A 23,444-nucleotide genomic window follows, 5' to 3' on the forward strand; every position below is an offset into this window, starting at 1 on the left:
CACGCCAGGATGTCAACGGGAAATGGGCGAGGCCCTTGGTGGAATGCCGGTGCCTCGCACATGAATCAGGCCCTGCCGCGGAGGTGGCTTGAGCAGCAAGGCCTGATCTCGGTACTTGATACGGTAAAAGGGCTTAGCCGTTCTTCATGAACCGCCGTATACCGAACGGTACGTACGGTGGTGTGGGAGGGCGCCGGGGGGAACCCCGGCCCCTACCCGATCATGCAGCATGCTGGTGTCAGTCGTCGTTTTCGCCGAGCCAGGTAGCGACCATTTCCGGATGCGCGTCGACCCAGGCCCGGGCATTGGCTTCGTAGTCGCCGTTGGCCTGGTTGGCGGCCATCAAATCCTCGATGTCTGCGCGGCTCCACTGGAAGCGGTCGAGGATGGCGGTGATTTCCGGCTTCTCCTCGGCGAGCCCCTGGCGGGTCACGGTGTGGATCTGCTCGTCCCCTGAATAGAGGCCCTGAGGATCGTCGAGATAGCGCAGCGAATGACCCGAAAAGACCGGATGCGGCGCCCAGGCGGTAACGACGATCGGCTCCTGGCGAGACATCGCGGTCTCGAGCGTCTGACTCATGGCCGCATCGCTGCCCGTGACCAGTTGCCAGTCCTCGATATTGTAAGCGTCCATTGCCTGCTCGGTCAGTGCCATGATGCCGGCGCCCGGGTCGATGCCATGGATGCGCTGGCCAAACGTCTCCCCGTCAGCAGCGAGATCGGCGATCGAGGTAACGTCTGCGTAGCTCGGCACCGCCAGCCCGACGCGGGCGTCAGTGAGGTTGGGGCCGAGGTCCTCGACCTTGTCGGCCTTGCCTTCGTAGTAGCCGGCCTGAGTGACCGGCAGCCAGGCGCCGGTGAAGGCATCCAGCTCGCCGACCGAGAGCCCTTGCCAGATGGCGGCCAGGCTCACCGAGCTGATATCCACCTGGTGGCCAGCGTCTTCAAGGACCGTCTTCAACACATAGGTGCTGGCCTGGCCGGTGGCCCATTCGCCTATACCAAGACGCAGGCTGTCTGCTTGTGCGAGGGGGCTGACGGCGCCGAGCAGCAGGCCGGTAGAAACGAGCAGGGAACGGACATGCATCTGACTGTCTCCAGCAACAACATCCAGGGGAAGCACTTTATTAGGCGCTCATGATAACTGTTCCTTGGCGATGATGATGCCGTTGTTGTCGGCATACAGCCATTGCCCGGGCGCGATGGTCACGCCCGCGAAGGTCACCGCGATATCGCGTTGGCCCTCGCCACGCTTTTCGCTCTTGCGGGGATGGGCGCCGATGGCCTGTACACCGAGTGCGGTCTCGGCCAGCACATCGACGTCGCGCACGCAGCCATACATCACCACGCCCGCCCAGCCGTTGCTTGACGCCTGTTCGGCGAGCATGTCGCCAAGCATTGCACAACGCATCGAGCCGCCGGCATCTACCACCAGCACAGCGCCATCGCCTGGCTCTGCCACGGCTTCCTTGACCCGGGAGTTGTCCTCGAAGCACTTGACGGTCCGTATGGGCCCGCCGAAGGCCTCACGGCCACCAATATTGACGAAAATGGGCTCGAGTACATCGACCTCGGGATGGGCGTCGCAGATATCGGGCGTCACGATTGACGTCATGAGGCTCTCCTTGATCGTAAATGTCGATGGTGTCACAACCGTGACCCAAGCGGCCTGTGAAAACTACCACCGCTCGCTGATTTTTCGTCCAGAGCCTAAGGGAATTGACGGTAGGGTACAAAAACGCCGGGTCGATGCCCGGCGTCTTGTTGGTGTTTTGCTGGCTTGTGCGCGTCACAGCCTCAGAAGCGCATGCCTGCCGAGGCGGTAAAGGTGTCGATCTTGTAGTCGCTGTCCATGTCGTAGCGCTCGTATTCAGCACGCACCAGGAAGGGATCGAAGTTGAACTGGGCGCCGACACCATAGACCGGGTCGGTACCGTCGTTATCCTTGAGATCCAGATTGGTATTGCCGAGGTTGCCATCGACATCGGTTTTCCACTCTGCCACGCCGGCCTTGGCGAAGGCGGTAAACCAGGGAGTAAGTGGCAGTTGGCCGACTACGTTAACGCCATAGGCGCTGGACTCAAGGTCGGTATTGGCGATGTCGTTGCCTTCGAGGCGGGTATGGCCCAGATCGGCGTAGAACACTTCGGTGGCGAAATACGGGTTTAGCTCATAGCCGACAAACCCTTTGAAGACGTTGTCATTATCATCGACCGAGAAGTCTTCAGAGCCGGACTCGATGAAGTTATCGACATCATCGCGGTCGTTTTCCAATGAGCTGAAGCCGGTGCCCAAGCCCAGGTAGAGGCCATCGGCATTGGGGGCGGCGAGCACGGCCGGGGCCGAGACACACAGGCCGGTGGCGACGGAGGCGGTAATCAGGGTGCGGAGTTTCATGAGCTTCTCCTTGATGACGGTATCTGAGGGAGACCGGAGCGGTGATTGCGTCCCGCCTCACCGGGGAACCCAAGGGAGTGACGTGATAGCGAGTCGATGGGTGAAATATAAGTAGAACACTGTTCGATAACAAGGGTGGTGAAGTAACGAGAGGTAAGCCTTTGTTGCAAACATTGGTTTGAGCATTGTTGCCATCAACGCTTGCTGCACAAAAAAGCGCCCCGCAGAGCGGGGCGCTTCGGTCATCGACTCCGGGTCATGTCGGCTGATTCGGACGTAATGTCCTCTTCAGCAGGATGAACCGGCGATGTTGCGAGCATCGGCGATTTAAGGGTGATTCGGTCTCAGGCTTCAGCGACCGGAATCACGTTCGAGGCAGCTTTCTGGAACTCCTCGATTTCATGGAAGTTCATGTAGCGATAGATTTCACTTGCCATCGCATCGAACTCACTCATGTAGCCCTGGTATTCCTCGACGGTAGGTAGACGACCCTCGACCGCTGCCACTGCAGCAAGCTCTGCGGAGGCGAGGAAGACGTCGGCGCCGTCGCCCAGGCGATTGGGGAAGTTACGGGTCGAGGTGGATACCACGGTGGACTTGGGTGCCACACGTGCCTGGTTACCCATGCACAGCGAGCAGCCCGGCATTTCCATGCGCGCGCCGGCACGGCCATAGATGCCGTAGTAGCCTTCCTCGGTCAGCTGGTGCTGGTCCATCTTGGTCGGCGGTGCCAGCCACAGCTTGGTCTTCAGGCTACCCGCGGGCTGCTTCTCGAGCAGCTTGCCGGCGGCGCGGAAGTGGCCGATGTTGGTCATGCACGAGCCGATGAAGACTTCATCGATCTGACGGCCGGCGACTTCGGACAGCAGGCGCGCATCGTCCGGGTCGTTCGGGGCGCACAGCACCGGTTCCTTGATGGCATCGAGATCGATCTCGATGACTTCGGCGTATTCGGCGTCCTGGTCGGCGCGCATCAGGCTCGGATCAGCCAGCCACTCTTCCATGGCCAGGATGCGGCGCTCGATGGTACGACGGTCGCCGTAGCCTGCATCGATCATCCACTTGAGCAGGGTGATGTTGGACTTCAGGTATTCGGTAACCGAGTCCTCGCCCAGGGTGATGGTGCAGCCGGCAGCACTGCGCTCGGCGCTGGCGTCGGACAGTTCGAAAGCCTGCTCGACGGTCAGGTCCTCGAGACCTTCGATTTCCAGTACGCGACCGGAGAAGGCGTTCTTCTTGCCGGACTTGTCGACGGTCAGAAGGCCCTGCTGAATGGCGTAGTAGGGAATGGCATGGACCAGGTCACGCAGGGTCACGCCCGGCTGGCGCTTGCCCTTGAAGCGCACCAGTACCGATTCCGGCATGTCCAGCGGCATCACGCCGGTGGCGGCAGCGAAGGCCACCAGACCCGAACCCGCCGGGAAGGAAATGCCCATCGGGAAGCGGGTGTGGGAATCACCGCCGGTGCCGACGGTGTCGGGCAGCAGCATGCGGTTCAGCCAGGAGTGGATGATGCCGTCGCCCGGCCGCAGCGAGACGCCACCGCGATTCATGATGAAGTCGGGCAGGGTGTGGTGAGTGTCCACGTCGACCGGCTTCGGGTAAGCAGCAGTGTGGCAGAAGGACTGCATCACCAGATCGGCCTGGAAGCCGAGACACGCCAGGTCCTTGAGCTCGTCACGCGTCATTGGACCCGTGGTGTCCTGGGAGCCCACGGTCGCCATCTTGGGCTCGCAGTACATGCCCGGGCGAACGCCGGTCATGCCGCACGCCTTACCGACCATCTTCTGGGCCAGGGTGAAGCCCTTGCCGGTATCGCCCGGCTGCTCCGGCAGCCGAAAGACGTCGGATTGGGGCAGCCCCAGCGATTCACGTGCCTTGGTGGTCAGGCCGCGGCCGATAATCAGGGGGATACGGCCACCGGCACGTACCTCGTCGAGGATCAGTTGGGTCTTGAGCTCGAAAGTGGTGAGCACTTCGTCGGTGCCGTGCTTGCAGACCTTGCCTTCATATGGGTAGACATCGATGACGTCGCCCATCTCGAGCTTCTCGACGTCCATCTCGATGGGCAGGGCGCCGGAGTCTTCCATGGTGTTGAAGAAGATCGGGGCGATCTTGCCGCCGAAGCAGAAGCCGCCAGCGCGCTTGTTGGGCACGTTGGGAATGTCGTCACCGAAGAACCACAGCACCGAGTTGGTGGCGGACTTGCGCGAGGAGCCGGTGCCGACCACGTCGCCGACATAGGCGACCGGGTAGCCCTTGGCCTTCACTGCGTCGATCTGTGCGAGCGGGCCGGTGGTGCCGGGCACTTCCGGCTCGATGCCGTCGCGCGGATTCTTGAGCATGGCGTTGGCATGCAGCGGCATATCCGGACGCGACCAGGCATCCGGTGCCGGGGACAGGTCGTCGGTGTTGGTCTCACCGGGTACCTTGAAGACGGTCAGCGTGATCTTCTCGTCAAGCGCAGGCTTGGCCAGGAACCACTCGGCCTCGGCCCAGGACTGGATGATGTCCTTGGCCACGGTATTGCCCGCCTTGGCGCGCTCTTCCACATCGTGGAAGGCATCAAACATCAGCAGGGTGTGCTTGAGCTGTTCGCCCACTTCCTTCGCCAGGCTCTCGTCATCGAGGAGCTCGACCAGTGAAACGATGTTGTAGCCGCCCTGCATGGTACCCAGCAGCTTGACCGCGTGGATCTTGTCGATCAGCGGAGATTCGGCTTCGCCCTTGGTAATGGCGGTCAGGAAGCCGGCCTTCACGTATGCGGCTTCATCGACACCCGGCGGCACGCGATCGGTCAGCAGCTTAAGCAGAAACTCTTCCTCGCCGGCCGGCGGGTTCTTCAACAGCTCGACCAGTTCGGCGGTTTGCTCGGCATTCAGCGGCTTGGGCGGCACGCCCTGAGTGGCGCGTTCTTCGACATGTTGGCGATAGGCTTCAAGCACGGAGGGACCCTCATCAAGTTGATCTTCCAGAGCGGGCCTTTTGACGACACTTGATGTGTGACGGTCGTCGATCGAGGTGCTCCGGGACTTTCGTTATGCGTCTTGCGGGAGGCAATAAAGTGTACGTGAATTTGTCGACAATGTTAAGCAAGCCCCTGCTGCCAGGCCTTGTACGTTGGTCGTGTGCTGGTGGTTGGGGCTAGATCATGGAAAAAAGTAAATGCGCTGCTCGTTTGGATGCGAGGTGAATAGCGCCCGATACAAGGGCCTTGATAAGCGCGTATCCCGACATCGATAAAACCGGCTGGAGTGTCGTGGGCTTATCGAGCCGGGTAAGATGGCGGGCAGCAATACGATAGTGGGCAGCCAATAAGGAGAGCCATGACACGCCGAATCATTTCGCCCTGCGTCGGTCTGTGTTCGACAACGGTGGGTGACGATGTCTGCCGGGGGTGTCAGCGTCATGCCGATGAGATTCGCGACTGGCCGGCCTATGACTTTGATGAGCGCGATCTGCGCCTTGTCGAGTTGGATACGCTGCGCGTGGCGGTGGCGGGCGAGCTTCTGCGAGTGGTCGATGCCGACATGCTAAAGGCCCAGCTCGAACGCCACGGCATTCGTCATCGTGATGATCAGCCGCCGCTTTCTCAGGCCGTTGAGCTGTTGCGGGTGGGGCGGCATCGCATCAGTGACCTGTCACGGTACGGGCTCGAGACGGTGGGCGAGGGCGCTGGCCTTTCACCGGCCGACTTGCATGCCATGCTGGTGCCGCGCCTGATGGAGGCGGCCGAGGCACGCCGCCTTTCCTCAACTTGATGCCGGTCATGACTTGGCCTTCTTTACGACACTTTGTACGCCATCCTGTGTTGTGCTTGTTACCTAGCCTGTTTCACTATTCGAATGCGCACGCGTTGAATACTCACTTTCACTAACGATCAGAGAAACGATGCAAGAAACTGTGGATGACCTTTTACCCGCCGAACTGCGGGATTTCCTGGCCTGCGAGACCCCGGACACCTGGATTGACGCAGCGCTTGAGCACCCGGATCTGCTGCTGATCGACCATGCCCAGTGCGAGAAGAAAGCCGCCTCCACGGCGATGAGTCTGATGTATCGCTATGTCGACCGTCCGCTGCTGTTGACCAAGATGTCGCAGCTGGCGCGAGAAGAGCTTTTGCACTTCGAGCAGGTGATTCGCGTCATGGAATCGCGTGGCATCGAGTATCGCCATCTCAGCGCGTCGCGCTATGCCGAAGGGTTGCGTCGCCATGTTCGCCGCGAGGATCCGCAACGCCTGGTGGATATCCTGATTATCGGTGCCTATATAGAGGCGCGCAGTTGCGAGCGATTCGCCCGCCTGATCCCTCATCTCGATGCCGAGCTTGCCAAGTTCTATCGCAGTCTGGTTAAGTCAGAAGGTCGCCACTATGAAGATTACCTGATGCTGGCCCGTCGCTATGCCGCAGAGGCCGGTGATACGAACGTGGATGCGCGCATTGCGTTCTTTGCCGACTGTGAACGCCAGCTGATATGTGAACCGGATGAGGTGTTCCGATTCCACAGTGGTGTTCCTGTCGCCGCCTGACGGCCAATACGCGCTCGACGAGCAAGCAAAAGAGGGTGAGGGTCAGCGCAACAAATAGTGCAGCCCAGTGGGGAATGTCGGGGACGAAACGCAGCCGCGTAAACATAATTACAGGTTCGGCAGGCTCGCTTCGCGTAAGGGTGTCGTAGTTGTCCGAGCCAGCAGGATAATAACGCAGGAACCAACACGATGCGGGAACCCTCAGTCAACGAGCAGTTAGCGCTTTTTGGACACTTCTCACTGAATCTGGGTGAGGACTGCCTGACCCAGTTCAGTTATGACAAGGTCAAGGCGCTGCTGGTCTATCTCTTGCTCCATGATCAGCCGGTCAATCGGGCGACGCTGGCCGAGTTACTATGGCCGGATCAGGGCTTGTCTTCCGGGCGTACCAACTTGCGGCATGCGCTGCATTGTCTTCGCCAGTCGCTGGGTGACGAAGCCGATCAGGTGCTGGTGGTCTCTCGCCAGACGATTGCCTTCAAGCTGCCCAAGAGCTGGGCATTCGATCTGCATGAGCTGCAAGACTTGCTCGATGGGGTAGCCAGCATCCCCAACCTGGAGGCCATTCTCGACGCCTATCGCGGCGATCTTGTCGAGGAATTGCAGCTCTCTTCCTGCTCAGAATTCCAGCGCTGGCTCCTGCAGGTACGCAACGAGTGGCGACAGCGGGTGATCGCCTTCGCAGAGACGGTCATCGACGAACATGACGATGTTCCTGAGTCGCTGCTGCGCACTCTGGTCAGCCGTTTTTCTGGCTATGGCCCTTTTCATGAGTGCCTGGTGCGTCAGCTGGCCGAACAGGGCCAGCTGGCGGCCGCGCATGAAGAATACAACGCTTACCTGCAGCTGCTGGCGCTGTCCGGGCAACAGCCTGAACTCAGTTTTCTTCAGCTGGCACGCTACTGGTCTGAAAGCCAGTCGGAACTGTCACCGATCACGCATCAGGGCGCGTTTTCAAGGGCTGTGGCCGCCGATAGCGCGCCACTTCAGGAAGATGAAATCGAGCAGCGACAGTTGTCGGTCATGGCGATCCGCCTGAAGCTCGAAGGTGACTGGCAGGATCGGGCCGAGACCTGTGCCTGTCTGCGTCTGCAGATCGAACTCCTCCGCTGGCTGGAGGAACAGTGCCATCATCTGGGCGGTTTCTGGCTGACCGGTGCGACCGGTGGGCTGGGCCTCGCTTGCTTTGGCACCCATGGTCCCGCGCATCAGCTTGCGGAACTCGTCGCGCTTTATGAACACTGCCGTACGGCGCTGCCCGAGGAAAGTCAGCGTCGCTGGTCCGGCGAAGGCAACACGCCGACATTCACGCTGGCGGCCGGGCTCAATAGCGGCCGAGTGGTCTACGTGCCCGAGCGTCAGTTGGTGGACCCTCTGGGCCAGGTCACCCAGCGCTCGCTGGACCTGATGAGCGCTGCCGATGGCAGTGAGCTGGTGATTTCTCATGAATCCAGCCAGCACATGCCACCGGCGCTTGATCTTCAGCCGCGCCTTACCTCGCGGCTAGTGACCTGCGACGGCAGGATTCAGCTGCGCGCCCTGGTTCTTGGAGAGAATGAAGGCGGTCGCGATGCCTTGCCGCCAAGCCTCGTGGGTCGCGAGTCGGATCTGCGCAAGCTGCGCGATGCGCTGGCTCGGGCCGGCATTGGGCTGCGCCAGAGCGTCTTGGTACGTGGTCCCTCGGGGATGGGTAAATCGGCCCTGATGGTGGCCTTTCGCCAGCTCGAGCAAAGCCGTGAAGCGGCCATCTGCTGGCAGCCCGCCACACGTATGGCAGCCCAGACGCCCTACAGTGTGGCGCGCATGCTGCTGCGTTGGCATTTGAAAGAAGAGCTGAGCGAGTCGCTGCTGGATGAGGTGCTGGCGGGGCATCCGGCGCTTGAAATGGATGACAACCAGCGCCGGCTATTGGCCGAGGCGCTGGGGATCTGTCACAGCGATGAGACAGATCTGACGCAGAGCGGTGAAGCGGTCGAGCTGGTGGCGCGGTTGCTGCAGCAGTTGATCGAGGATCTGACTCAGGACCGTCCGCTGGTGCTGATGCTCGATGACCTGCAGTGGCTCGATGAGCCTTCCTACAAGCTGTTGGCTGCCCTGCAGACCCGCTTGCCGATCAACTGCCCATTGCTGTTGGTGGCAAGCCACCATGGTCGCGAGTCGTTGCCGTCCAAGCTTCATTGGGACCAGCAGATCACGCTGGGGCGTCTCGACAATCAGCAGTCTTCCAATCTGTTATCGCAGCTGGCGCGACGCTATCACCTGCATCTCAGCCCGCGTCTGCGCAACCAGCTGATCGAGCGCTGCGATGGCGTACCGCTGTATTTGCAGGAAATCTGCCGTCGCCTGGATATGGAGCGCCGGGAAGGTCGCAGTGTGCAGATCGACGAGTTGCCGCAAGGCTTGCTGGGGCTGTTGGCGAGCCGGATCGATCAGCTCGATGCCGATCGTGAAGTGGCCCAGATCGCGGCCGTGCTGGGGCGTCAGTTCCGCGTCGACTTCCTGATGGAATGCAGTGGCTGGGAATCCGTAAGGCTCAAGCAGGCGTTGGAGCAGATGCTGCGCCTTGAAGTGATCGAGCCCTGCACGTCTTCCTCCGAGTGCGAATACCAGTTCAGCCATCAACTGTTGCAGGAAGCCGCTTATCTGTCGTGCCCGCGCGATGTCAGGGTATCCATTCATCGCCAGGTGGTCAGTCTCATCGAAGAGCGCTTCCCGATCTGGATCAGTCGCCATCCCGGCGATTTTGCCACCCACCTGCGTCGCAGTGGCGATTACGCGCGTGGCGCCCGCTACTTCGAGTTGGCTGCCCGCGAGGCGCTCAAGGTCAGTGCCAATCGGACGGCGCTCAAAATGGCCGACGAGGGGTTGGCCAGCCTGCGCCAGGTCGAGGATTGTGCCGAGCGCGAGATAAGCCTGCTGACGGTGCGTGGCCAGGCGGCCTTCGCCATGGAAGGTCATGCTTCGCCAACGGCCCATGAGTGCTTCGTGCGAGCGCGGGACCTGCTTTCTGCCCAGCAGGCATCCGACAAGGATCAGGCCGATGACGAGGCCGACCTTGAGCAGCGCTTTCTGGTCAAGTGGGGGCTCTGGGTCGGTTGCAGTCAGCGCCACGCCCACGCCGATGCCTTCTCGCTGGCGTCACAGCTGGCGGGGCTGGCGGCGCGTCTCGAGGACCCACGCTACCTGAGGTTGGCCGACTATGCGCGAGCCTGCTGCGAATATTGGGCGGGGAGCATTCGTCAGGCGTGCGCTCACCTGGAAGAGGTCGATCCCCTTCACCAGCCGATGATGATCGAATGGCTGCCGTTCTCGGATCACCCCCAGGTGGCCGCTGCCTGTTATCAGGGCTGGGCATTGTGCCTGCGAGGCGACTATCGCCGGGCCGAGGCGCAGGCCGAGGCGGCGATCCGCCTTGCTGAAAGCTTCAACCATCCCGGTTCACTTGCCATGGCCTTGATGTATGCCGCTGCCGTCTATCGCCAGCTGGGGCATGTTCACCTGGTCAGTCGGCGTGCGCAGCGTGCCTTCGAGCTGACCGGCACCCCGGACCTGCACCTGTGGCAGATGTCGTCGCAGAGCCTTTTGGGCTGGGAGCGTGCCTTGTCGGGAGATCGTGAGGGGCTCAAGGTGATCGAGACCTGCATGGAAGAGTTCGATGCTATCTCAGGGCGTCATCGCTACCAGACGCCGATGCTGTGGTGGGTCGATGCCCTGGTGGCGTGTGAAGAGTTCGAGCGGGCCGAAGACTATCTCGATCAGTGCTTGCTGGTGGCACAGGAGCGTAGTTCGCTTTACATGCCTGAGCTGGCACTTCAACTGGCGCGTGTTCGCCAGCGACTGGGGCACCCGGTCGAGGAAGTGCGTCGTCTGACCGAGCAGGCGCTGGAGCAGGCCCGCGAGCACGATAACCTCCATCAACAGTTGAATGCGCTGGAACTGTGGCTGACGCTGGTCGACCCGCAGGACCTGGCCGCGAAAGAGGCGTTCCGCCAGCTGTTAAGTGTGGTCAGCATCAGCGATGCACCGGTGCTCATGCGTTGGCGAACACTGCTGGATCATCGCCTGGCAGCACCGGCCCGCGCCGAAAGCTAGTCGGTCAGGTGCGTCAGTAGCGCTCTCCGGCATAGAAAGAAAAACGGCCCATCTGCTTGGCGGATGGGCCGTTTTGTGTCGGGCGTGAAAGTACCGCTATGTAAAGCACGACTATGTAACGTACTACTACGTCACGTCAGGGCTTCCCACTCGGCGATTCGCTCCAGCGCTTGGTCGCGATGGTCGCCGCAGAGCTCAGGGTCAAAATCGAAGCGTGCACAGACGGCGGGTCGACTGGGGTCACCGAACAGTCGACAGAGGTTGTCGTCATCGAGCTGCACGCAGCGAACGCCTGCCGGTTTGCCCCTCGGCATGCCAGGAATGGGGGAGCTGATCGAGGGCGCGATGCAGCAGGCCCCACAGCCAGGCCGACAACCGCCCTCGGCCTGGTCGGTGCCTGCAGGTGGGGCAGCATCGGTTTGCGTCGCTTCGGATATGGCGTCGGAAGCGACCTTGCGGCTGGCAATCAATCGGCTCATGGGGTGCGCTCCGCGATGGCTCCCTTGCCGATGCCCTCGAAGGCCTGAACGCGCGTCACTTGACCGGTTTCACGGGTTATCTCATCGGCGAGCCAGGCGGCGATCTGCTCGATGGTCGTGGCGGTTGGCAGGATCATGCAGCGCTCAAGGGGCAGCATCAGGAAGAAGTCGCCCTGGGGCGCGCGGTAGCGGGTTGTCAGCATCCCCTGAGCCGTCAGCTCGTGGTTATCCTCGATATCACTTTTATCGACCAGGTAACGATCGGCCAGGCGCTCGGCCCATTCGGCCTCAAGTGCCGGAGCGCGAATGCCGTCCTGCCAGATATGGAGCGGCGAACGGTGGCCGTGGGCGATGCGCTGGCAGTTGCCGTCATGGCGGCGCAGGCCGTGGCTGTAGGTGTAGGCAGCACCAGAGAGCGGTTCATCCTGAAAGCTCAGGCGTATCGCACTGACCCGCGGCGGTGGCTGGCGCATCATCTCCTCGGCGAAGCGCTCGGCGAGGTCTGACGGGTTGATCTGTGCAGCGGGCACCAGGGTGAAGGCCTGATGCGGGCCGCGCACCTCCATGGCGTAGGGGGTGGTGGCGCGGATGGCGAGGCCTTCGGGACATTCGCTGACCGTTATACCTGGTGCGTCAATGGGAACGATCAGGGTGTGGTCGGCGCCGTCATCCAGCCGCGACTTGATCCACGGTTTGACGTGGCCAAAGTCGAACAGCATGCCATCCTCGCCCAGCTCACCGTCGAGCTCGGCACTGACCTGCCAGCTGACACCGATGAGACCGCGGTGAGGGCACCACAGCGAGGCGTCGAGCTGAGTCAGCCCATTGACGAATAGCGTCATCAGTCGATCCCCGCAATCTTGTGAGTCTGCAGTGAGAGCTGCCATTGGGGGGCGCCCAGGCAGTAGTCGACGACATCGGCCATGGTGTTGCCGTCACCTCCCAGTGGTCCAAGGTCCATGGGTTGCAGATAGAAATAATCAAAGTTGAGCCCGTCGAAACGCGCGGGCGGGGCATCCTGTTGCGGAAAGACCAGCTTGAGCTCGTTGCCAGCGGTGATGGCGAGGGTGGTGTTGCCCTTGGGACTGACGCATAGCCAATCGATACCGGCTGGCGGCGTCAGCGTGCCGTTGGTCTCCACGGCGATTTCGTAACCGCGGGCATGCAGGGCCTCGATAAGAGGCGTATCCAGCTGTAGCAGCGGTTCACCGCCTGTAAACACCACATAGCGACGCCCGCCCGGTACATCTGGCCACAGGGTCGCCAGATGATCGGCAAGCGAATCGGCGTCATGAAAGCGACCGCCGTTCTGACCGTCGGTGCCAATGAAATCGGTATCGCAGAAGCGGCAGGCGCTACTCGCTCGATCCTTCTCGCGCCCCGACCAGAGATTGCAGCCGGCAAAGCGGCAGAAGACGCTGGCACGGCCGGCCCGGGCCCCTTCGCCCTGCAGGGTATAGAAGGCCTCCTTGACGCTATACATGGCTCGGTCCTTCGACAGGCCCGTCGCTCGGGTCTTTGTTTCTGTCTGCGGCGGCATCGGCCTGAGCTGGCGCGTTGGCGTTTGCGCCAGTTCCCGGGCGCTGTGAGGCGTACTCCAACGGGTCGTCTTGGCCGTGGTGCGCAAAGGCAGCCAAGCGCTCGCGGCAGCTGCCGCAGTCGCCACAGGCTAGGGCCGCGCCCAGGTAGCAGGTCCAGGTCTTGGCGTAGTCGAGTCCCATGGCGAGGCCGTCGGCCAGAATCTCGGCCTTGCCCTTGTGCAGGTAGGGCGCCTCGATGGTCACCGGCGAGAAGTTGGCGATGGCGGCGACGGCGTTCATCTTTTCGACAAACTCCGGCCGGCAATCCGGGTAGAGCACATGATCGCCGCCGTGGGCGCCATAGAAGACGCGGTCGGCACCGATGTTTACCGCCTGGGCAATGGCCAGCGACAGCAGAATCATGTTGCGGTTCGGCACCACGGTGGCGCTCAGATTGTCGGCATCGTAGTCACCGCCAGGCAGTGCCTGGGAGGCGTCCGTCAGGGCGGAGCTGTCGATCAGGCCATGGATGGCGCGGATATCGACGATCTGATGGGCGATCCCGAGCTCCTCGCATACCTGTTTGGCGGTATCGAGTTCGCGTGCGTGACGCTGTCCGTAATTGAACGAGAGCGCGTGGAGCTCGTAACCCTCGCGGCGGGCCCGGTGCAGCACCGTATAGGAGTCCATGCCGCCGGAGTAGATCACCACGGCACGGGGGACTGATGAGGAGGTCATGGGGAGTTCCTTCGGAGAATTTGTTACGGCCGGCCTGGCGGCGCGGACGCCCGGGATCCGGTCCGGGCGAGTTGCGCATTGTAGAGATTGCCAGCGTTGCTGGCCATAGCGGGCGGTTGTCACTGCGTCGACATGCGTTCGACATGGTCACGTCATGACGGATGTGCAGGATATCGAGAACACCGGAGGAGACCCCGATGCTCGATATAGAACGCCTGATTGATGACAAATACCCTGCGTTCAATAGCCGCGCGGCCGTGATGCGCCAGCCCGCCATGGGACTGTTGCGCCGTCTGATGCATGAGGATGAAGTCAATGACTTCCTGGCATTGCACCAGGACGCGGGCCCCTTCGAATTCATCGATCATGTTCTGGAGCACTTCCGCTTCAGTTACCTGGTCTCGGCACGTGAGCGTTGCAACATCCCGAGTGAGGGGCGGGTGGTGATCGTCGCCAACCATCCGCTGGGCACCCTGGATGGCCTGGCGCTGCTCAAGTTGGTCGGTGAGGTGCGCCGAGACGTCAAGGTGATGGTCAACGACCTGCTCTGGGAGTTCGTGCCGCTGCGCCCCTTGTTGCTGCCCGTCGATAACCTGACCGGCAAGGGTTACCGCCAGACCGCCCGCGCCGGCAGCGAGGCGCTGATGGCCGAGCAGGCGGTCATCGTCTTTCCCGCGGGCGAGGTATCTCGGGCGGGGCCCGCCGGCATTAAAGATGGCCCTTGGCTCAGCGGCTTCCTGCACCTGGCCCGCAAGACCAATGCCCCGATTCTGCCGGTGCATATAGGCGGACGTAATTCGGCACTTTTCTATTCGCTGTCGATGATCTACCGGCCACTGGGCGGTCTGCTGCTGGTCAACGAGATGTTCAAGAAGCACGCCATGGACCTGCCGATCCGTGTCGGCGAGCCTATTCCCCTGACCCGCTTCGATTTGCCGGGGTTGGCCAATCGCACCAAGCTCAAACTGTTACGCAAGCATGTTTATCGGCTGGCCAGGAACAAGACACCGCTGTTCGAGACCGAGCGGCCGATCGCCCACCCGGAGCCGCGCCAGGCGTTGCGTGCCGAGCTGGAGGAAGCGCAGTGTCTGGGAACGACCAAGGAGGGCATGCGGATTCTATTGCACGAGTATCGCGCGGATTCCGTGGTGATGCGTGAACTGGGACGACTTCGTGAGCTGACCTTCCGGCGGGTGGGTGAGGGGACCGGTGAGAGCCGCGACCTGGATGACTATGATCGTCATTATCAGCATCTGCTGGTCTGGGACGACAAGACCATGGAGATCGCTGGCGCCTACCGCCTGACAAGAGTCAATGGCGTATTGAACACGCATGGCGTCGAAGGTCTTTATTCGGCGTCACTGTTCGACTGTTCAGAGAACTGGTTGGCAAGCGTCGGTGAGGGTATCGAGCTTGGGCGCAGCTTTGTGCAGCCCAGGTACTGGGGGCGTCGCAGCCTGGATCTGCTGTGGCATGGCATCGGTGCCTACTTGAAAGCCAACCCGTCGATCGCCTGGATGATCGGGCCGGTATCGCTATCCAATGCCATTCCGCGTGCCGCACTGGAGCTGCTGGTGTATTTCTTCCAGCATTATTACGGTACCAGAGACGTCGGCGTGCGAGCTCGTGCGCCATTCCGTGTATCTTCAGCCGTTGCGGACGAAGCTAAGGTATTGTTCTGCCACGATGATGTGGCGGCCGACTTCAAGATACTCAAGCGACAGTTAGGCATGCATGGCGTGACAGTGCCGGCCCTCTATAAGCATTACACCGATCTTTGCTTACCCGGTGGTGTACAGTTTCTGGATTTCAGCGTCGATGCCGACTTCGGTTACTGCGTGGATGGCCTGGTACGGGTAGAAGTTGCCCGGGTAAAGGCAAAAAAGCGGCTGCGATATCTGGGCGAGTGACCTTGGTCGCTTGGTCATGATGCAGTAAAGCGGCGCTTGGAGAAGGTGGGACGCGCAGGTCGGTCAAACAACGAGTCGACGAGGGTGGTTAGCACGACGAGCCAAGTCATGTTCTTGAGTGTGATGGGTTGGTCGCTCGCTGGAGGCGATGCGCCGTTAGCGGTTGAAGGCTGGTCTTGGCGAGGTGAGCTGGTTACCCTCAGGGTTTGTGCGCACCAGCGACAGGATCTCGATATGGCCACCATCGAACATAGCGCGACATTGCCGGCGACGCCGGAGCGGGTCTTCGAGCTACTTGAACGTGTCGAAGACTTTGCGGACTACTCCGATTTGATTAAATCCATCGAATCGTTGGGTGATAAGCGTTATCGCTGGTATGTCAGGGCGGTTGGCGTCGATTGGGCCTTTGATGTGGCGATCACGGAGTCTCGCGCGCCGGAGCGTTTGGCATGGGAGTCGATCGATGGGGTGCAGAATCAGGGCTGTTATCGGCTGACGCCAGTACCCGAGGGCACACTAGTGACGCTGACGCTTGATTACGAGATCAAGAATCGCCTGCTGGAAAGGGCCGTCAACAAGGCGGCCCGTCCCCTGGTGAACAAAGTCAGTCGTCAGATCCTTGAGCGAGTCGAGGCGCGGCTATGACCCGCCACACTCAGCTTCTATTGGCTCATCCCTTGCGTAGTGCAGCGTTGAGCTGATCGACCACCTCAGCCCAGTCAGCGTCTTCTTCCAGAGAGCCGCGAATCAACTCTGCCTGCCCCCGGTTCCAGAAGGGGGCCTCGGCCAGACCCACGTCGTCGGGTAATGGTGCATGCTGCTCGATGAACGCCTGGATAGAGGCGTTGTCGGCAGGCAGGCCGAGCTGTTCGAAGAGTTCACTGAAAGGGTGTACGGCGTGTTCCATGGTCTGTCTCCTTGTGGCGGAAACCGTCTTGGACGTTTCCCGTATTTCAAGCACCTGGTGCGCTCATCTTGCCATGCCAACGGCGTTGAATGTGATCCTCGTGTTGCGCTGTGTGGCAGGCGTTGATCAGCGCTCTCCGGTAAGGCTGGTCAGGAACTGCCTTTTCCTGTCTGCGTCGCTCAATGGCTTGGCCAGCAGGTGGATCAGCTTTGTCATGGCGGCCTCGGGGGTCATGTCATCGCCAGACAGCACGTCTGCGTCTGCAAGCCCCTGGCCAGCCGCATAGGCACCAATCTCGATGCGCCCATGCGGACATTGACTGATGGCCGCCACCAACTTGCCTTCTCCGTTGGCTTGGGCCAACACCTCGATGAGTGCCGGGTCGTCGGCGATATTGCCTCCCCCCCAGACTTCGAGCAGTGCGCCCTTGACGGTATCGTCGAGCAGTAGTGCGCCAAGCTGTCGTGCGGTGATGCCCGGCCAAAGCGCAATCCGTACCACCGGTGATGGGCCTAGTGCCCAGTAGTCCGGGAGCTCGAACCGCTGAGCACCCCGCTGGTGTTCGCCAAGGCCGCGGCCGGGATAGAGTACCGACAAACCGTCGACCATTTCGCCGAGGAGAGGATAGTTGGGGCTGGTGAAGGCATCCTCGGCCTGTGTTTGCCATTTGCGGGCACGTACGCCTCGCAGTAAGCACCCTGCGAAGTAGAGGGCCACTTCCTGAAGCGCTGGTAGGGCGGCGAAGCGCAAGGCGCCTTCGATATTTGAAAGGGCATCACTCCCCTTGGATTCCAGTGGATGCATGGCACCCGTGACCACGACGGGTTTGTCGATGCCTTGGAGCTGAAAGGCCAGGCTACTGGCGGTCCAGCTCAGCGTGTCAGTGCCGTGGAGTATGACGATGCCCGAATAAGCCTGCTGGTGATCCTCGATCAGTGCGGCGAGGCTCTGCCAGTCGGCTGGGCAAGCGCTGCTGGAGTCGATGGTTGTCGGGGTTGCCAGGAAGTCGAAGTCGGGTAGGATGGCGCGCTTTGCCGGCGCCAGGCTTTTAAGGGCATCACGTAGCCGTGTCTCGAAATGCTCGCCCGGAGCGAGGCCGTAAGGCGTCTCGACCATGCCGAGGGTTCCGCCGGTGTAGATGACCAGTAGCGGGGGGCGCGACGCATGCATGGGAGACTCCTGACATCAGTTACGGTGAGGGTGTCATGATAACCGATGCGGCCTGCGTTGTGGCCGGGGTAGGTGCCAGCTGCTCCTCAAGGAAATCGAGTCCCTGCTCGATGGCCGTACCGGCGGTGAGAAAGGTGGTGAAATGGCCGCGCAGCTTGAGCCGATAAAGCGCGCTGGCAATGTCGCGCTCGCCAAGTGCCGCGTGGAAGTCTTCGGCCTGCTCGACCGGCACCAGGCCGTCCAGGTTGCCGTGAAAGAGAAAGAAGGGCGGTGCATTATTGCCAAGCTGGTGCAGCGGTGAAGCCTTGCGATAGCGAGCCGGATATTCAGCCTGTGTGCCACCGATGAAGTCGGTGAGTAATCGGCCGTCGTCGAACGTCAGTAGATCCGTCGGCGTGCCGCCGGCCAGCACGCCAGCAAGTCGTGTCTCCGGGCCGCCATAGGGACTGTCGAGGGAATTGTCTGCCTTAAGCACGGCCAGCAGGCTAATCAGATGGGCGCCGGAGGAATAGCCGACGCCGATGATGCGGCCGGTATCGATCCGAAATCGCCCAGCTTGGTCATGTATCCAGTGCATTGCTTGTTGAAGGTCATGGACCTGGGCGGGGAAGCGATAGGTGGGGGCAAAGCGGTAGTCGATATTGATGGCCACGTAGCCGCGCTCCGCCAGGCGAGCGGCGATGGCGTCCATGTCGTGGCGATCGCGACGCTGCCATCCGCCTCCATGTACCACCAGGGCGGCAGGCCTCAGGTCATTGCTCGCCGTGGCCGGCATATGGATGTCTGCCTGCAGGGCCTCGGGCCAGTCCGGCGGCGAATACGTCAAGGCATCGAGGCGTCGGGTGTCGGCGACCGCAAGAGTCTCTTCGAAGCCAAGCGGATAGCTGCTGCATCCAACCGCCAGTAGTGACAGCAGCATGGCGGTCAGGTATCGAGTCAGCCGTGAAATGGCATGCATTGCATGGGCTCCGTCAGCCGATAAATGCTCACTGTATAATGTTTGATTCAGTTTTGTATAGGTTTGTGCTGGGGATGAGCTCTATGGGTGCCAGGGCTGAAAACAAGAAAGGCGCCTTGATGGCGCCTTTCTTGAAATGAGCGTTGTCACTGAGCGATTTGCGTCTCAAGCACTCTCGGGTGTGCTCTCTACTGCGCCGAGCTGGGCGACCATCGCTTCTACCATCTGGGCCGAATGCCGCGCGGCTTGATCGATGAAGGATTTAAAGGAGACGTTCGACTCCTGCCCGGCGATGTCCGACAGGGCGCGAATGATCACGAAAGGGCAACCATAAAGGTGGCAGGTTTGGGCGATGGCCGCGGCCTCCATCTCGGCGGCGAGCATGGTCGGGAAGCGACCGCGCGTGCGCGACACGGCGTCCGGGCAGGCCATGAAGATATCGCCGGTGGCGATCAGTCCCTCGACGACCCGCAGCTCGCCCAGCGATTCGATGCACTCCCTGGCGACTTCGACCAGCCTTTTATCGGGAAGGTAGGCTGCCGGCATCTTGGGCACCTGGCCGTGCTCATAGCCGAACACGACAGCATCCACATCGTGGTGACGCACTTCGGATGATATGACGACATCACCCACGGAGAGGCCTTCGCCGAATCCGCCTGCAGAACCGGTATTGATGACCACGTCGGGCTTGTACACGTCGAGCAGCAGGGTCGTACCGACAGCAGCATTCACTTTACCGATGCCGGATTGGAGGATCACGACCTCGACGCCTTGAAGGCGTCCGGTATGGAACGTGCAGCCCACATGGTGACGCGTCCGGCTATCCTCCAGACGTGAGGCCAGTAGGGCTACCTCTTCGGCCATGGCGCCGATGATGCCAATCTTGCTCATTACGTGCGTCGCTCCGGTCATCGGATCACTCAAAAATCAGCTGCCATTCGTCACGCTTGGCGAGAAAGCCGCGGGCGATTTCCTTGGCGCCGTCAAGACTATGGCTGGCGGCCCAGCCGCACTGCATTTCATTGCAGGCCGGCACTTCATCAGCTTCCAGAACATCTTCGAGGGTCTTCTCGATCAGCGTGAGGATGCCATCGTAGTCATCATGGTTGATCATCGCCCAGTAGAAGCCGGTCTGGCAGCCCATCGGGCTGATGTCGACGACTTTGTCGGTATGGTTGCGCGACATCTCAGCCATGAGGTGCTCCAGAGAGTGCAACCCCGGCATGTCCATGTGGTTCTGATTCGGCTGACAAATGCGCATGTCGTACTTGTAGATCTCGTCGCCATGCAGGCCGACGGTCACGCCAGCCAGGCGGACATAGGGCGCTTTGACCTTGGTGTGGTCGAGATTGAAGCTTTCGACGTTCATCTTCTGGTCGTTCATGTCACCTGACCTCGTGGTACAAATTGATGTGTGTCGCCCCATGTACGAAAGCCTTGGGGCGAAAAGAGTAGATTCTAACCCAAGGCGACGTCGGGCGCATGGGCCGCGCCGCTGTTACGGGTTGGTCTTCAACTGGGAGGTTATTCGGCCTTCATGGGGGCATGACGCTCGGCGGCGTAGAGGGTGTTCTCAAGCAGTGAGGCGACCGTCATCGGCCCTACGCCCCCGGGTACCGGCGTGATGTAGCTGGCGCGCTCAGCGGCCGGAGTGAATTCCACGTCACCGATCAGTGTGCCGTCATCATTGCGGTTAATGCCGACGTCGATAACGATGGCGCCTTCTTTCACCCACTCGCCTTTGACAAGCCCCGGTTTGCCGACGGCCACCACCAGCAAATCGGCACGACGCACTTGGGCCTCCAGATCCTTGGTGAAGCGATGGCAGACAGTGGCGGTGCAGCCTGCAAACATCAGCTCCAGTGCCATCGGTCGGCCAACGATGTTGGAAGCACCGACGATGGTTGCATCCAGGCCGCGCACCTTGATGCCGGATTTTTGAAGCAGCGTCATGACACCCTTGGGTGTGCAAGGCCGAAGCAGTGGCATGCGCTGAGCCAGTCGGCCGAGGTTGTAAGGGTGGAAACCATCGACATCCTTGTCAGGCAGGATGCGCTCAAGGATTGGCCGTGGATCGAGGTGCTCGGGTAATGGCAGCTGCACCAGAATGCCGTCGACGCGGTTATCCGCATTCAGCTCGTCGACCAGGGCTTCAAGAGCGGTCTGGGTAGTATTCGCCGGCAGATGGTGGCGAAAAGACAAGATGCCGGCTTCTTCGCAGGCGAGGTGCTTATGGCGAACATAGACTTCGGATGCCGGGTCTTCTCCGACCAGCACCACGGCCAGCCCTGGCCTGCGTGCGCCGGATTCGCGGCGGGCCTCTACCTGGCGGGCAACCTGTTGACGAACTTGAGCGGCAATAGCCTTGCCATCGATCAGCTGGGCGGTCATCGGTGTTTCCCTAGAAGGTAAGGCGGCAGGACGTTGGGGTGGGGCGTACCTGCTGCGGGCGACAAAAGAGTAATGGCGCCAATTTTCGCATGTGCTGGCCTCGAGTCAAAGCATGCTTGTTGCAAGAGTGTGCGCTAAGGGCTTGACCAGCGGGCAAGGATGCGTAGAATACGCTCCGCATTGAGGCGAGAGGAAGTCGCGTCAATGCGGTGCAACATATGATATCGGGATGTAGCGCAGTCTGGTAGCGCGCCTGCTTTGGGAGCAGGATGTCGGGGGTTCGAATCCCTCCATCCCGACCATTCAAGTCATTGATTTTTCTTCTAAAATTTTTGGCTAGCGTTGCATGCAGGAGTCTAGAGGCTTTAGAATGCGCTCATAGCTCAATTGGATAGAGCAACGGCCTTCTAAGCCGTAGGTTGCAGGTTCGAGCCCTGCTGGGCGCGCCACTTGTCAATTTAAGTGGTCTGCAGCAAGGCAAGTACCTGGTTAAGCAAGCCGATATGGTGGATGTAGCTCAGTGGTAGAGCCCCGGATTGTGGTTCCGGTGGTCGTGGGTTCGATCCCCATCATCCACCCCATGTCGTCTGCTGCATGATCGTAGTATTCAGTTTCGCTGTTCAAGTCGTGGTGGATGTAGCTCAGTGGTAGAGCCCCGGATTGTGGTTCCGGTGGTCGTGGGTTCGATCCCCATCATCCACCCCATGACGTCCTTCTTGTTGTATCTTACCTTCCCCTCCTATCAAGATTCGTGACCCATGGGTTCGAGTCTCAAAGTCATGTCTATGTTTTGTAATGTGGCTTTTTCTCCAAGGCCAGGCCGGCGCTGTATGTCATTTGGGCTTCGGGTGGATAGGTTTTTTGCTCCCGCACCCTTGTAACAGTGCATCGCGCCCCCATAGTCATGGCATCGCGCTTGCCAGCGTGCATCGGGGTTCTTAGAATTGATCCCCTTTGATCATTCAACGCTTTTTTCGAACGCCCCAGTGGTAGAGGACTATTCATGCAAGTTTCCGTCGAACCGACCTCCAAGATCGAACGTCGCGTTAAGGTTCAAGTCCCGGCGGCCGAGATCGATCAGGCCGTCGAGTCTCGCCTCAAGGACACCGCCAAGAGTGCGCGCCTGAATGGCTTCCGCCCCGGCAAGGTGCCGATGGCTGTGATCCGTCAGCGCTACGGCCAAGACGCGCGCAATGAAGTGGTGGGCGAAGTGATGCGTGAGCGTTATGTTCAAGCTATCACTCAGGAAAACCTCAACCCGGCGGGCTACCCCGAGATTGAGCCGACCGTGAACGAGAGCGGCAAGGATCTTGAATTTGTCGCGACGCTGGAAATCTATCCAGAAGTCGAGCTGGCAAGCATTGAAGGTGCCGAAGTTGAGCGCCCGGTTGTCGAAGTGACTGATGCTGATGTCGAGCAAATGATCGAGACCCTGCGCAAGCAGAATGCCAGCTGGGCCGAAGTCGATCGTGCCGCCGAAGATGGCGACCAGGTCACTCTCGACTTCCAGGGCTTCCTGGGCGACGAGCCGTTCGAAGGCGGCAGTGCTGAAAACCATGATCTGGTGATCGGTTCCGGCAGCTTCATCCCCGGCTTCGAAGAGCAGCTGGTGGGCACCAAGGCCGGCGACGAGAAAGAGATTACGGTCACCTTCCCGGAAGATTACCAGGCCGAGAACCTGGCGGGTCAGGAAGCGACCTTCAAGGTCAAGGTCCACAAGGTCAGCGCACAGGAACTGCCGGCGATCGATGAGGCCTTCATCAAGCAGTTTGGTGTCGAAGGTGGTGATATCGATACCTTCCATGCCGAGATCAAGAAGAACATGACGCGTGAAGCCAGTCAGGCTGTCGATAACCGCGTCAAGCAGCAGGTGCTCGATGCGCTGAAGAAGGTCAACGACATCCCGGCGCCGCAGGCCCTCGTTCAGCAGGAAACCGATGCGCTCAAGCGCCAGGCTGCTCAGCAGTTTGGTCTGGGTGAAGACTTCGATGTTTCTCAGCTGCCCAACGAACTGTTCGCCGAGCAGGCCAAGAGCCGCGTTCAGGTCGGTCTGCTGCTGGCGGAAGTCATCAAGGTCCACGAGGCTGATGCATCTGACGATGAGATCCGGGCCAAGGTCGAGGAACTGTCTCAGCAGTATGAGGACCCGCAGCAGGTCATCGATTACTACATGAGCAATGATGAGCTCAAGAATCAGCTGAAATCGTCGATTCTAGAAGAGAAGGCTGTCGCAGTACTGCTTGATCAGGCGACCGTCAAGGATGTCGAGATGTCCTACGAGCAGGCCCTGCAGGCGGCTCAGCAGCAGGAAGAAGCCGCTGAGGAAGAAGAGGAAGACGCCAAGGCGTGATT

General features: G+C 60.7%; 20 protein-coding genes and 4 tRNA genes. 10 read left to right on the plus strand and 14 right to left on the minus strand.

The window, feature by feature from the left end:
* Window positions 1-238: 238 nt before the first annotated feature.
* From HF027_RS07530 to acnB, 4 genes are all read right to left on the minus strand, one after another.
* Window positions 239-1,087 (minus strand): glycine betaine ABC transporter substrate-binding protein, encoded by an 849-nt coding sequence (locus HF027_RS07530; RefSeq protein ID WP_168014389.1) that lies wholly within the window; start codon window positions 1,085-1,087, stop codon window positions 239-241.
* A 48-nt stretch (window positions 1,088-1,135) separates the two neighbouring features.
* Window positions 1,136-1,615 carry a ribonuclease E activity regulator RraA gene (gene rraA / locus HF027_RS07535; RefSeq protein ID WP_168014391.1) on the minus strand — a complete coding sequence of 160 codons (480 nt, stop codon included), beginning with the start codon at window positions 1,613-1,615 and terminating at the stop codon, window positions 1,136-1,138.
* 182 nt (window positions 1,616-1,797) lie between these two features.
* Window positions 1,798-2,397 carry a porin family protein gene (locus tag HF027_RS07540; RefSeq protein WP_168014393.1) on the minus strand — a complete coding sequence of 200 codons (600 nt, stop codon included), beginning with the start codon at window positions 2,395-2,397 and terminating at the stop codon, window positions 1,798-1,800.
* A 344-nt stretch (window positions 2,398-2,741) separates the two neighbouring features.
* Window positions 2,742-5,342, minus strand: coding sequence for a bifunctional aconitate hydratase 2/2-methylisocitrate dehydratase (acnB, locus tag HF027_RS07545; RefSeq protein ID WP_168014395.1), 2,601 nt, complete (start codon window positions 5,340-5,342; stop codon window positions 2,742-2,744).
* 381 nt (window positions 5,343-5,723) lie between these two features.
* Here acnB and HF027_RS07550 point away from each other — a divergent pair, with 381 nt between their 5' ends.
* The 3 genes from HF027_RS07550 to HF027_RS07560 all read left to right on the plus strand — a co-directional run bounded on the left by HF027_RS07550 (window position 5,724) and on the right by HF027_RS07560 (window position 11,019).
* Window positions 5,724-6,158, plus strand: coding sequence for a DUF1289 domain-containing protein (locus HF027_RS07550; protein WP_168014397.1), 435 nt, complete (start codon window positions 5,724-5,726; stop codon window positions 6,156-6,158).
* A gap of 130 nt (window positions 6,159-6,288) precedes the next feature.
* Entirely contained in the window at window positions 6,289-6,927 is a 639-nt protein-coding gene (locus tag HF027_RS07555) for a MiaE family protein (protein WP_168014398.1), read from the plus strand.
* 189 nt (window positions 6,928-7,116) lie between these two features.
* Complete coding sequence (locus HF027_RS07560) at window positions 7,117-11,019, plus strand: ATP-binding protein (protein ID WP_168014400.1); 3,903 nt, start codon at window positions 7,117-7,119, stop codon at window positions 11,017-11,019.
* Between the two features lie 131 nt (window positions 11,020-11,150).
* Here HF027_RS07560 and HF027_RS15595 read toward each other — a convergent pair whose 3' ends face one another.
* The 4 genes from HF027_RS15595 to queC are packed head-to-tail and all read right to left on the minus strand — an operon-like array spanning window position 11,151 to window position 13,756.
* Window positions 11,151-11,456 carry a YkgJ family cysteine cluster protein gene (locus tag HF027_RS15595; protein ID WP_280730175.1) on the minus strand — a complete coding sequence of 102 codons (306 nt, stop codon included), beginning with the start codon at window positions 11,454-11,456 and terminating at the stop codon, window positions 11,151-11,153.
* 38 nt (window positions 11,457-11,494) lie between these two features.
* Window positions 11,495-12,340 (minus strand): 6-carboxytetrahydropterin synthase, encoded by an 846-nt coding sequence (locus HF027_RS07570; protein ID WP_168014403.1) that lies wholly within the window; start codon window positions 12,338-12,340, stop codon window positions 11,495-11,497.
* Window positions 12,340-12,981, minus strand: coding sequence for a 7-carboxy-7-deazaguanine synthase (gene queE, locus HF027_RS07575; RefSeq protein ID WP_168014405.1), 642 nt, complete (start codon window positions 12,979-12,981; stop codon window positions 12,340-12,342). Before queE ends, HF027_RS07570 begins: the two co-directional genes overlap by 1 nt.
* Window positions 12,974-13,756, minus strand: coding sequence for a 7-cyano-7-deazaguanine synthase QueC (gene queC / locus HF027_RS07580; protein ID WP_168014407.1), 783 nt, complete (start codon window positions 13,754-13,756; stop codon window positions 12,974-12,976). The genes queE and queC overlap by 8 nt, the downstream gene beginning before the upstream one ends.
* A gap of 197 nt (window positions 13,757-13,953) precedes the next feature.
* Between queC and olsF the strand changes: the two genes are divergently transcribed.
* Both olsF and HF027_RS07590 read left to right on the plus strand, forming a co-directional pair.
* The gene (olsF, locus tag HF027_RS07585; protein WP_168014409.1) at window positions 13,954-15,666 is read left to right on the plus strand and encodes a bifunctional ornithine lipid synthase OlsF; all 1,713 of its coding nucleotides are present in this window, start codon (window positions 13,954-13,956) and stop codon (window positions 15,664-15,666) included.
* A 234-nt stretch (window positions 15,667-15,900) separates the two neighbouring features.
* Complete coding sequence (locus HF027_RS07590) at window positions 15,901-16,311, plus strand: SRPBCC family protein (RefSeq protein ID WP_168014411.1); 411 nt, start codon at window positions 15,901-15,903, stop codon at window positions 16,309-16,311.
* 25 nt (window positions 16,312-16,336) lie between these two features.
* On the opposite strand, the gene HF027_RS07595 is transcribed toward HF027_RS07590, so the two are convergent.
* The 6 genes from HF027_RS07595 to folD all read right to left on the minus strand — a co-directional run bounded on the left by HF027_RS07595 (window position 16,337) and on the right by folD (window position 21,092).
* Window positions 16,337-16,573 (minus strand): DUF2789 domain-containing protein, encoded by a 237-nt coding sequence (locus HF027_RS07595; protein ID WP_168014413.1) that lies wholly within the window; start codon window positions 16,571-16,573, stop codon window positions 16,337-16,339.
* A gap of 126 nt (window positions 16,574-16,699) precedes the next feature.
* Window positions 16,700-17,743 carry an asparaginase gene (locus tag HF027_RS07600; RefSeq protein WP_168014415.1) on the minus strand — a complete coding sequence of 348 codons (1,044 nt, stop codon included), beginning with the start codon at window positions 17,741-17,743 and terminating at the stop codon, window positions 16,700-16,702.
* Between the two features lie 19 nt (window positions 17,744-17,762).
* Window positions 17,763-18,701 (minus strand): alpha/beta hydrolase, encoded by a 939-nt coding sequence (locus HF027_RS07605; protein ID WP_168014417.1) that lies wholly within the window; start codon window positions 18,699-18,701, stop codon window positions 17,763-17,765.
* A gap of 165 nt (window positions 18,702-18,866) precedes the next feature.
* The gene (gene mtnN / locus HF027_RS07610; protein WP_168014419.1) at window positions 18,867-19,592 is read right to left on the minus strand and encodes a 5'-methylthioadenosine/S-adenosylhomocysteine nucleosidase; all 726 of its coding nucleotides are present in this window, start codon (window positions 19,590-19,592) and stop codon (window positions 18,867-18,869) included.
* Between the two features lie 25 nt (window positions 19,593-19,617).
* Window positions 19,618-20,085, minus strand: coding sequence for an S-ribosylhomocysteine lyase (locus HF027_RS07615; RefSeq protein ID WP_168014421.1), 468 nt, complete (start codon window positions 20,083-20,085; stop codon window positions 19,618-19,620).
* A 140-nt stretch (window positions 20,086-20,225) separates the two neighbouring features.
* Window positions 20,226-21,092 (minus strand): bifunctional methylenetetrahydrofolate dehydrogenase/methenyltetrahydrofolate cyclohydrolase FolD, encoded by an 867-nt coding sequence (folD, locus tag HF027_RS07620; RefSeq protein WP_168014423.1) that lies wholly within the window; start codon window positions 21,090-21,092, stop codon window positions 20,226-20,228.
* Window positions 21,093-21,317: 225 nt separating this feature from the next.
* Between folD and HF027_RS07625 the strand changes: the two genes are divergently transcribed.
* The 5 genes from HF027_RS07625 (at window position 21,318) to tig (ending at window position 23,442) form a co-directional block, all read left to right on the plus strand.
* Window positions 21,318-21,394, plus strand: a tRNA-Pro gene (locus tag HF027_RS07625).
* A gap of 70 nt (window positions 21,395-21,464) precedes the next feature.
* Window positions 21,465-21,541, plus strand: a tRNA-Arg gene (locus tag HF027_RS07630).
* Between the two features lie 57 nt (window positions 21,542-21,598).
* Window positions 21,599-21,673, plus strand: a tRNA-His gene (locus tag HF027_RS07635).
* Between the two features lie 49 nt (window positions 21,674-21,722).
* Window positions 21,723-21,797 (plus strand) — tRNA-His (locus tag HF027_RS07640).
* A 298-nt stretch (window positions 21,798-22,095) separates the two neighbouring features.
* Complete coding sequence (gene tig, locus HF027_RS07645) at window positions 22,096-23,442, plus strand: trigger factor (protein ID WP_168014425.1); 1,347 nt, start codon at window positions 22,096-22,098, stop codon at window positions 23,440-23,442.
* Window positions 23,443-23,444: the final 2 nt, after the last annotated feature.

Origin of the sequence: Halomonas salinarum (assembly GCF_012062845.1) — a bacterium.
GTDB classification, from domain to species: Bacteria; Pseudomonadota; Gammaproteobacteria; order Pseudomonadales; family Halomonadaceae; genus Onishia; species Onishia salinarum.

Bases quoted from the DNA above. Each gene is read 5' to 3' on its own strand.
- HF027_RS07570 (WP_168014403.1), bottom strand. From the start codon at position 12,340: ATGACGCTATTCGTCAATGGGCTGACTCAGCTCGACGCCTCGCTGTGG.
- folD (WP_168014423.1), bottom strand. From the start codon at position 21,092: ATGACCGCCCAGCTGATCGATGGCAAGGCTATTGCCGCTCAAGTTCGT.
- HF027_RS07590 (WP_168014411.1), top strand. From the start codon at position 15,901: ATGGCCACCATCGAACATAGCGCGACATTGCCGGCGACGCCGGAGCGG.
- tig (WP_168014425.1), top strand. From the start codon at position 22,096: ATGCAAGTTTCCGTCGAACCGACCTCCAAGATCGAACGTCGCGTTAAG.
- HF027_RS07540 (WP_168014393.1), bottom strand. From the start codon at position 2,397: ATGAAACTCCGCACCCTGATTACCGCCTCCGTCGCCACCGGCCTGTGT.
- HF027_RS07530 (WP_168014389.1), bottom strand. From the start codon at position 1,087: ATGCATGTCCGTTCCCTGCTCGTTTCTACCGGCCTGCTGCTCGGCGCC.
- queC (WP_168014407.1), bottom strand. From the start codon at position 13,756: ATGACCTCCTCATCAGTCCCCCGTGCCGTGGTGATCTACTCCGGCGGC.
- olsF (WP_168014409.1), top strand. From the start codon at position 13,954: ATGCTCGATATAGAACGCCTGATTGATGACAAATACCCTGCGTTCAAT.
- queE (WP_168014405.1), bottom strand. From the start codon at position 12,981: ATGTATAGCGTCAAGGAGGCCTTCTATACCCTGCAGGGCGAAGGGGCC.
- HF027_RS07600 (WP_168014415.1), bottom strand. From the start codon at position 17,743: ATGCATGCGTCGCGCCCCCCGCTACTGGTCATCTACACCGGCGGAACC.
- HF027_RS07605 (WP_168014417.1), bottom strand. From the start codon at position 18,701: ATGCATGCCATTTCACGGCTGACTCGATACCTGACCGCCATGCTGCTG.
- mtnN (WP_168014419.1), bottom strand. From the start codon at position 19,592: ATGAGCAAGATTGGCATCATCGGCGCCATGGCCGAAGAGGTAGCCCTA.
- HF027_RS07555 (WP_168014398.1), top strand. From the start codon at position 6,289: ATGCAAGAAACTGTGGATGACCTTTTACCCGCCGAACTGCGGGATTTC.
- HF027_RS07560 (WP_168014400.1), top strand. From the start codon at position 7,117: ATGCGGGAACCCTCAGTCAACGAGCAGTTAGCGCTTTTTGGACACTTC.
- HF027_RS07550 (WP_168014397.1), top strand. From the start codon at position 5,724: ATGACACGCCGAATCATTTCGCCCTGCGTCGGTCTGTGTTCGACAACG.
- rraA (WP_168014391.1), bottom strand. From the start codon at position 1,615: ATGACGTCAATCGTGACGCCCGATATCTGCGACGCCCATCCCGAGGTC.
- HF027_RS07595 (WP_168014413.1), bottom strand. From the start codon at position 16,573: ATGGAACACGCCGTACACCCTTTCAGTGAACTCTTCGAACAGCTCGGC.
- HF027_RS07615 (WP_168014421.1), bottom strand. From the start codon at position 20,085: ATGAACGACCAGAAGATGAACGTCGAAAGCTTCAATCTCGACCACACC.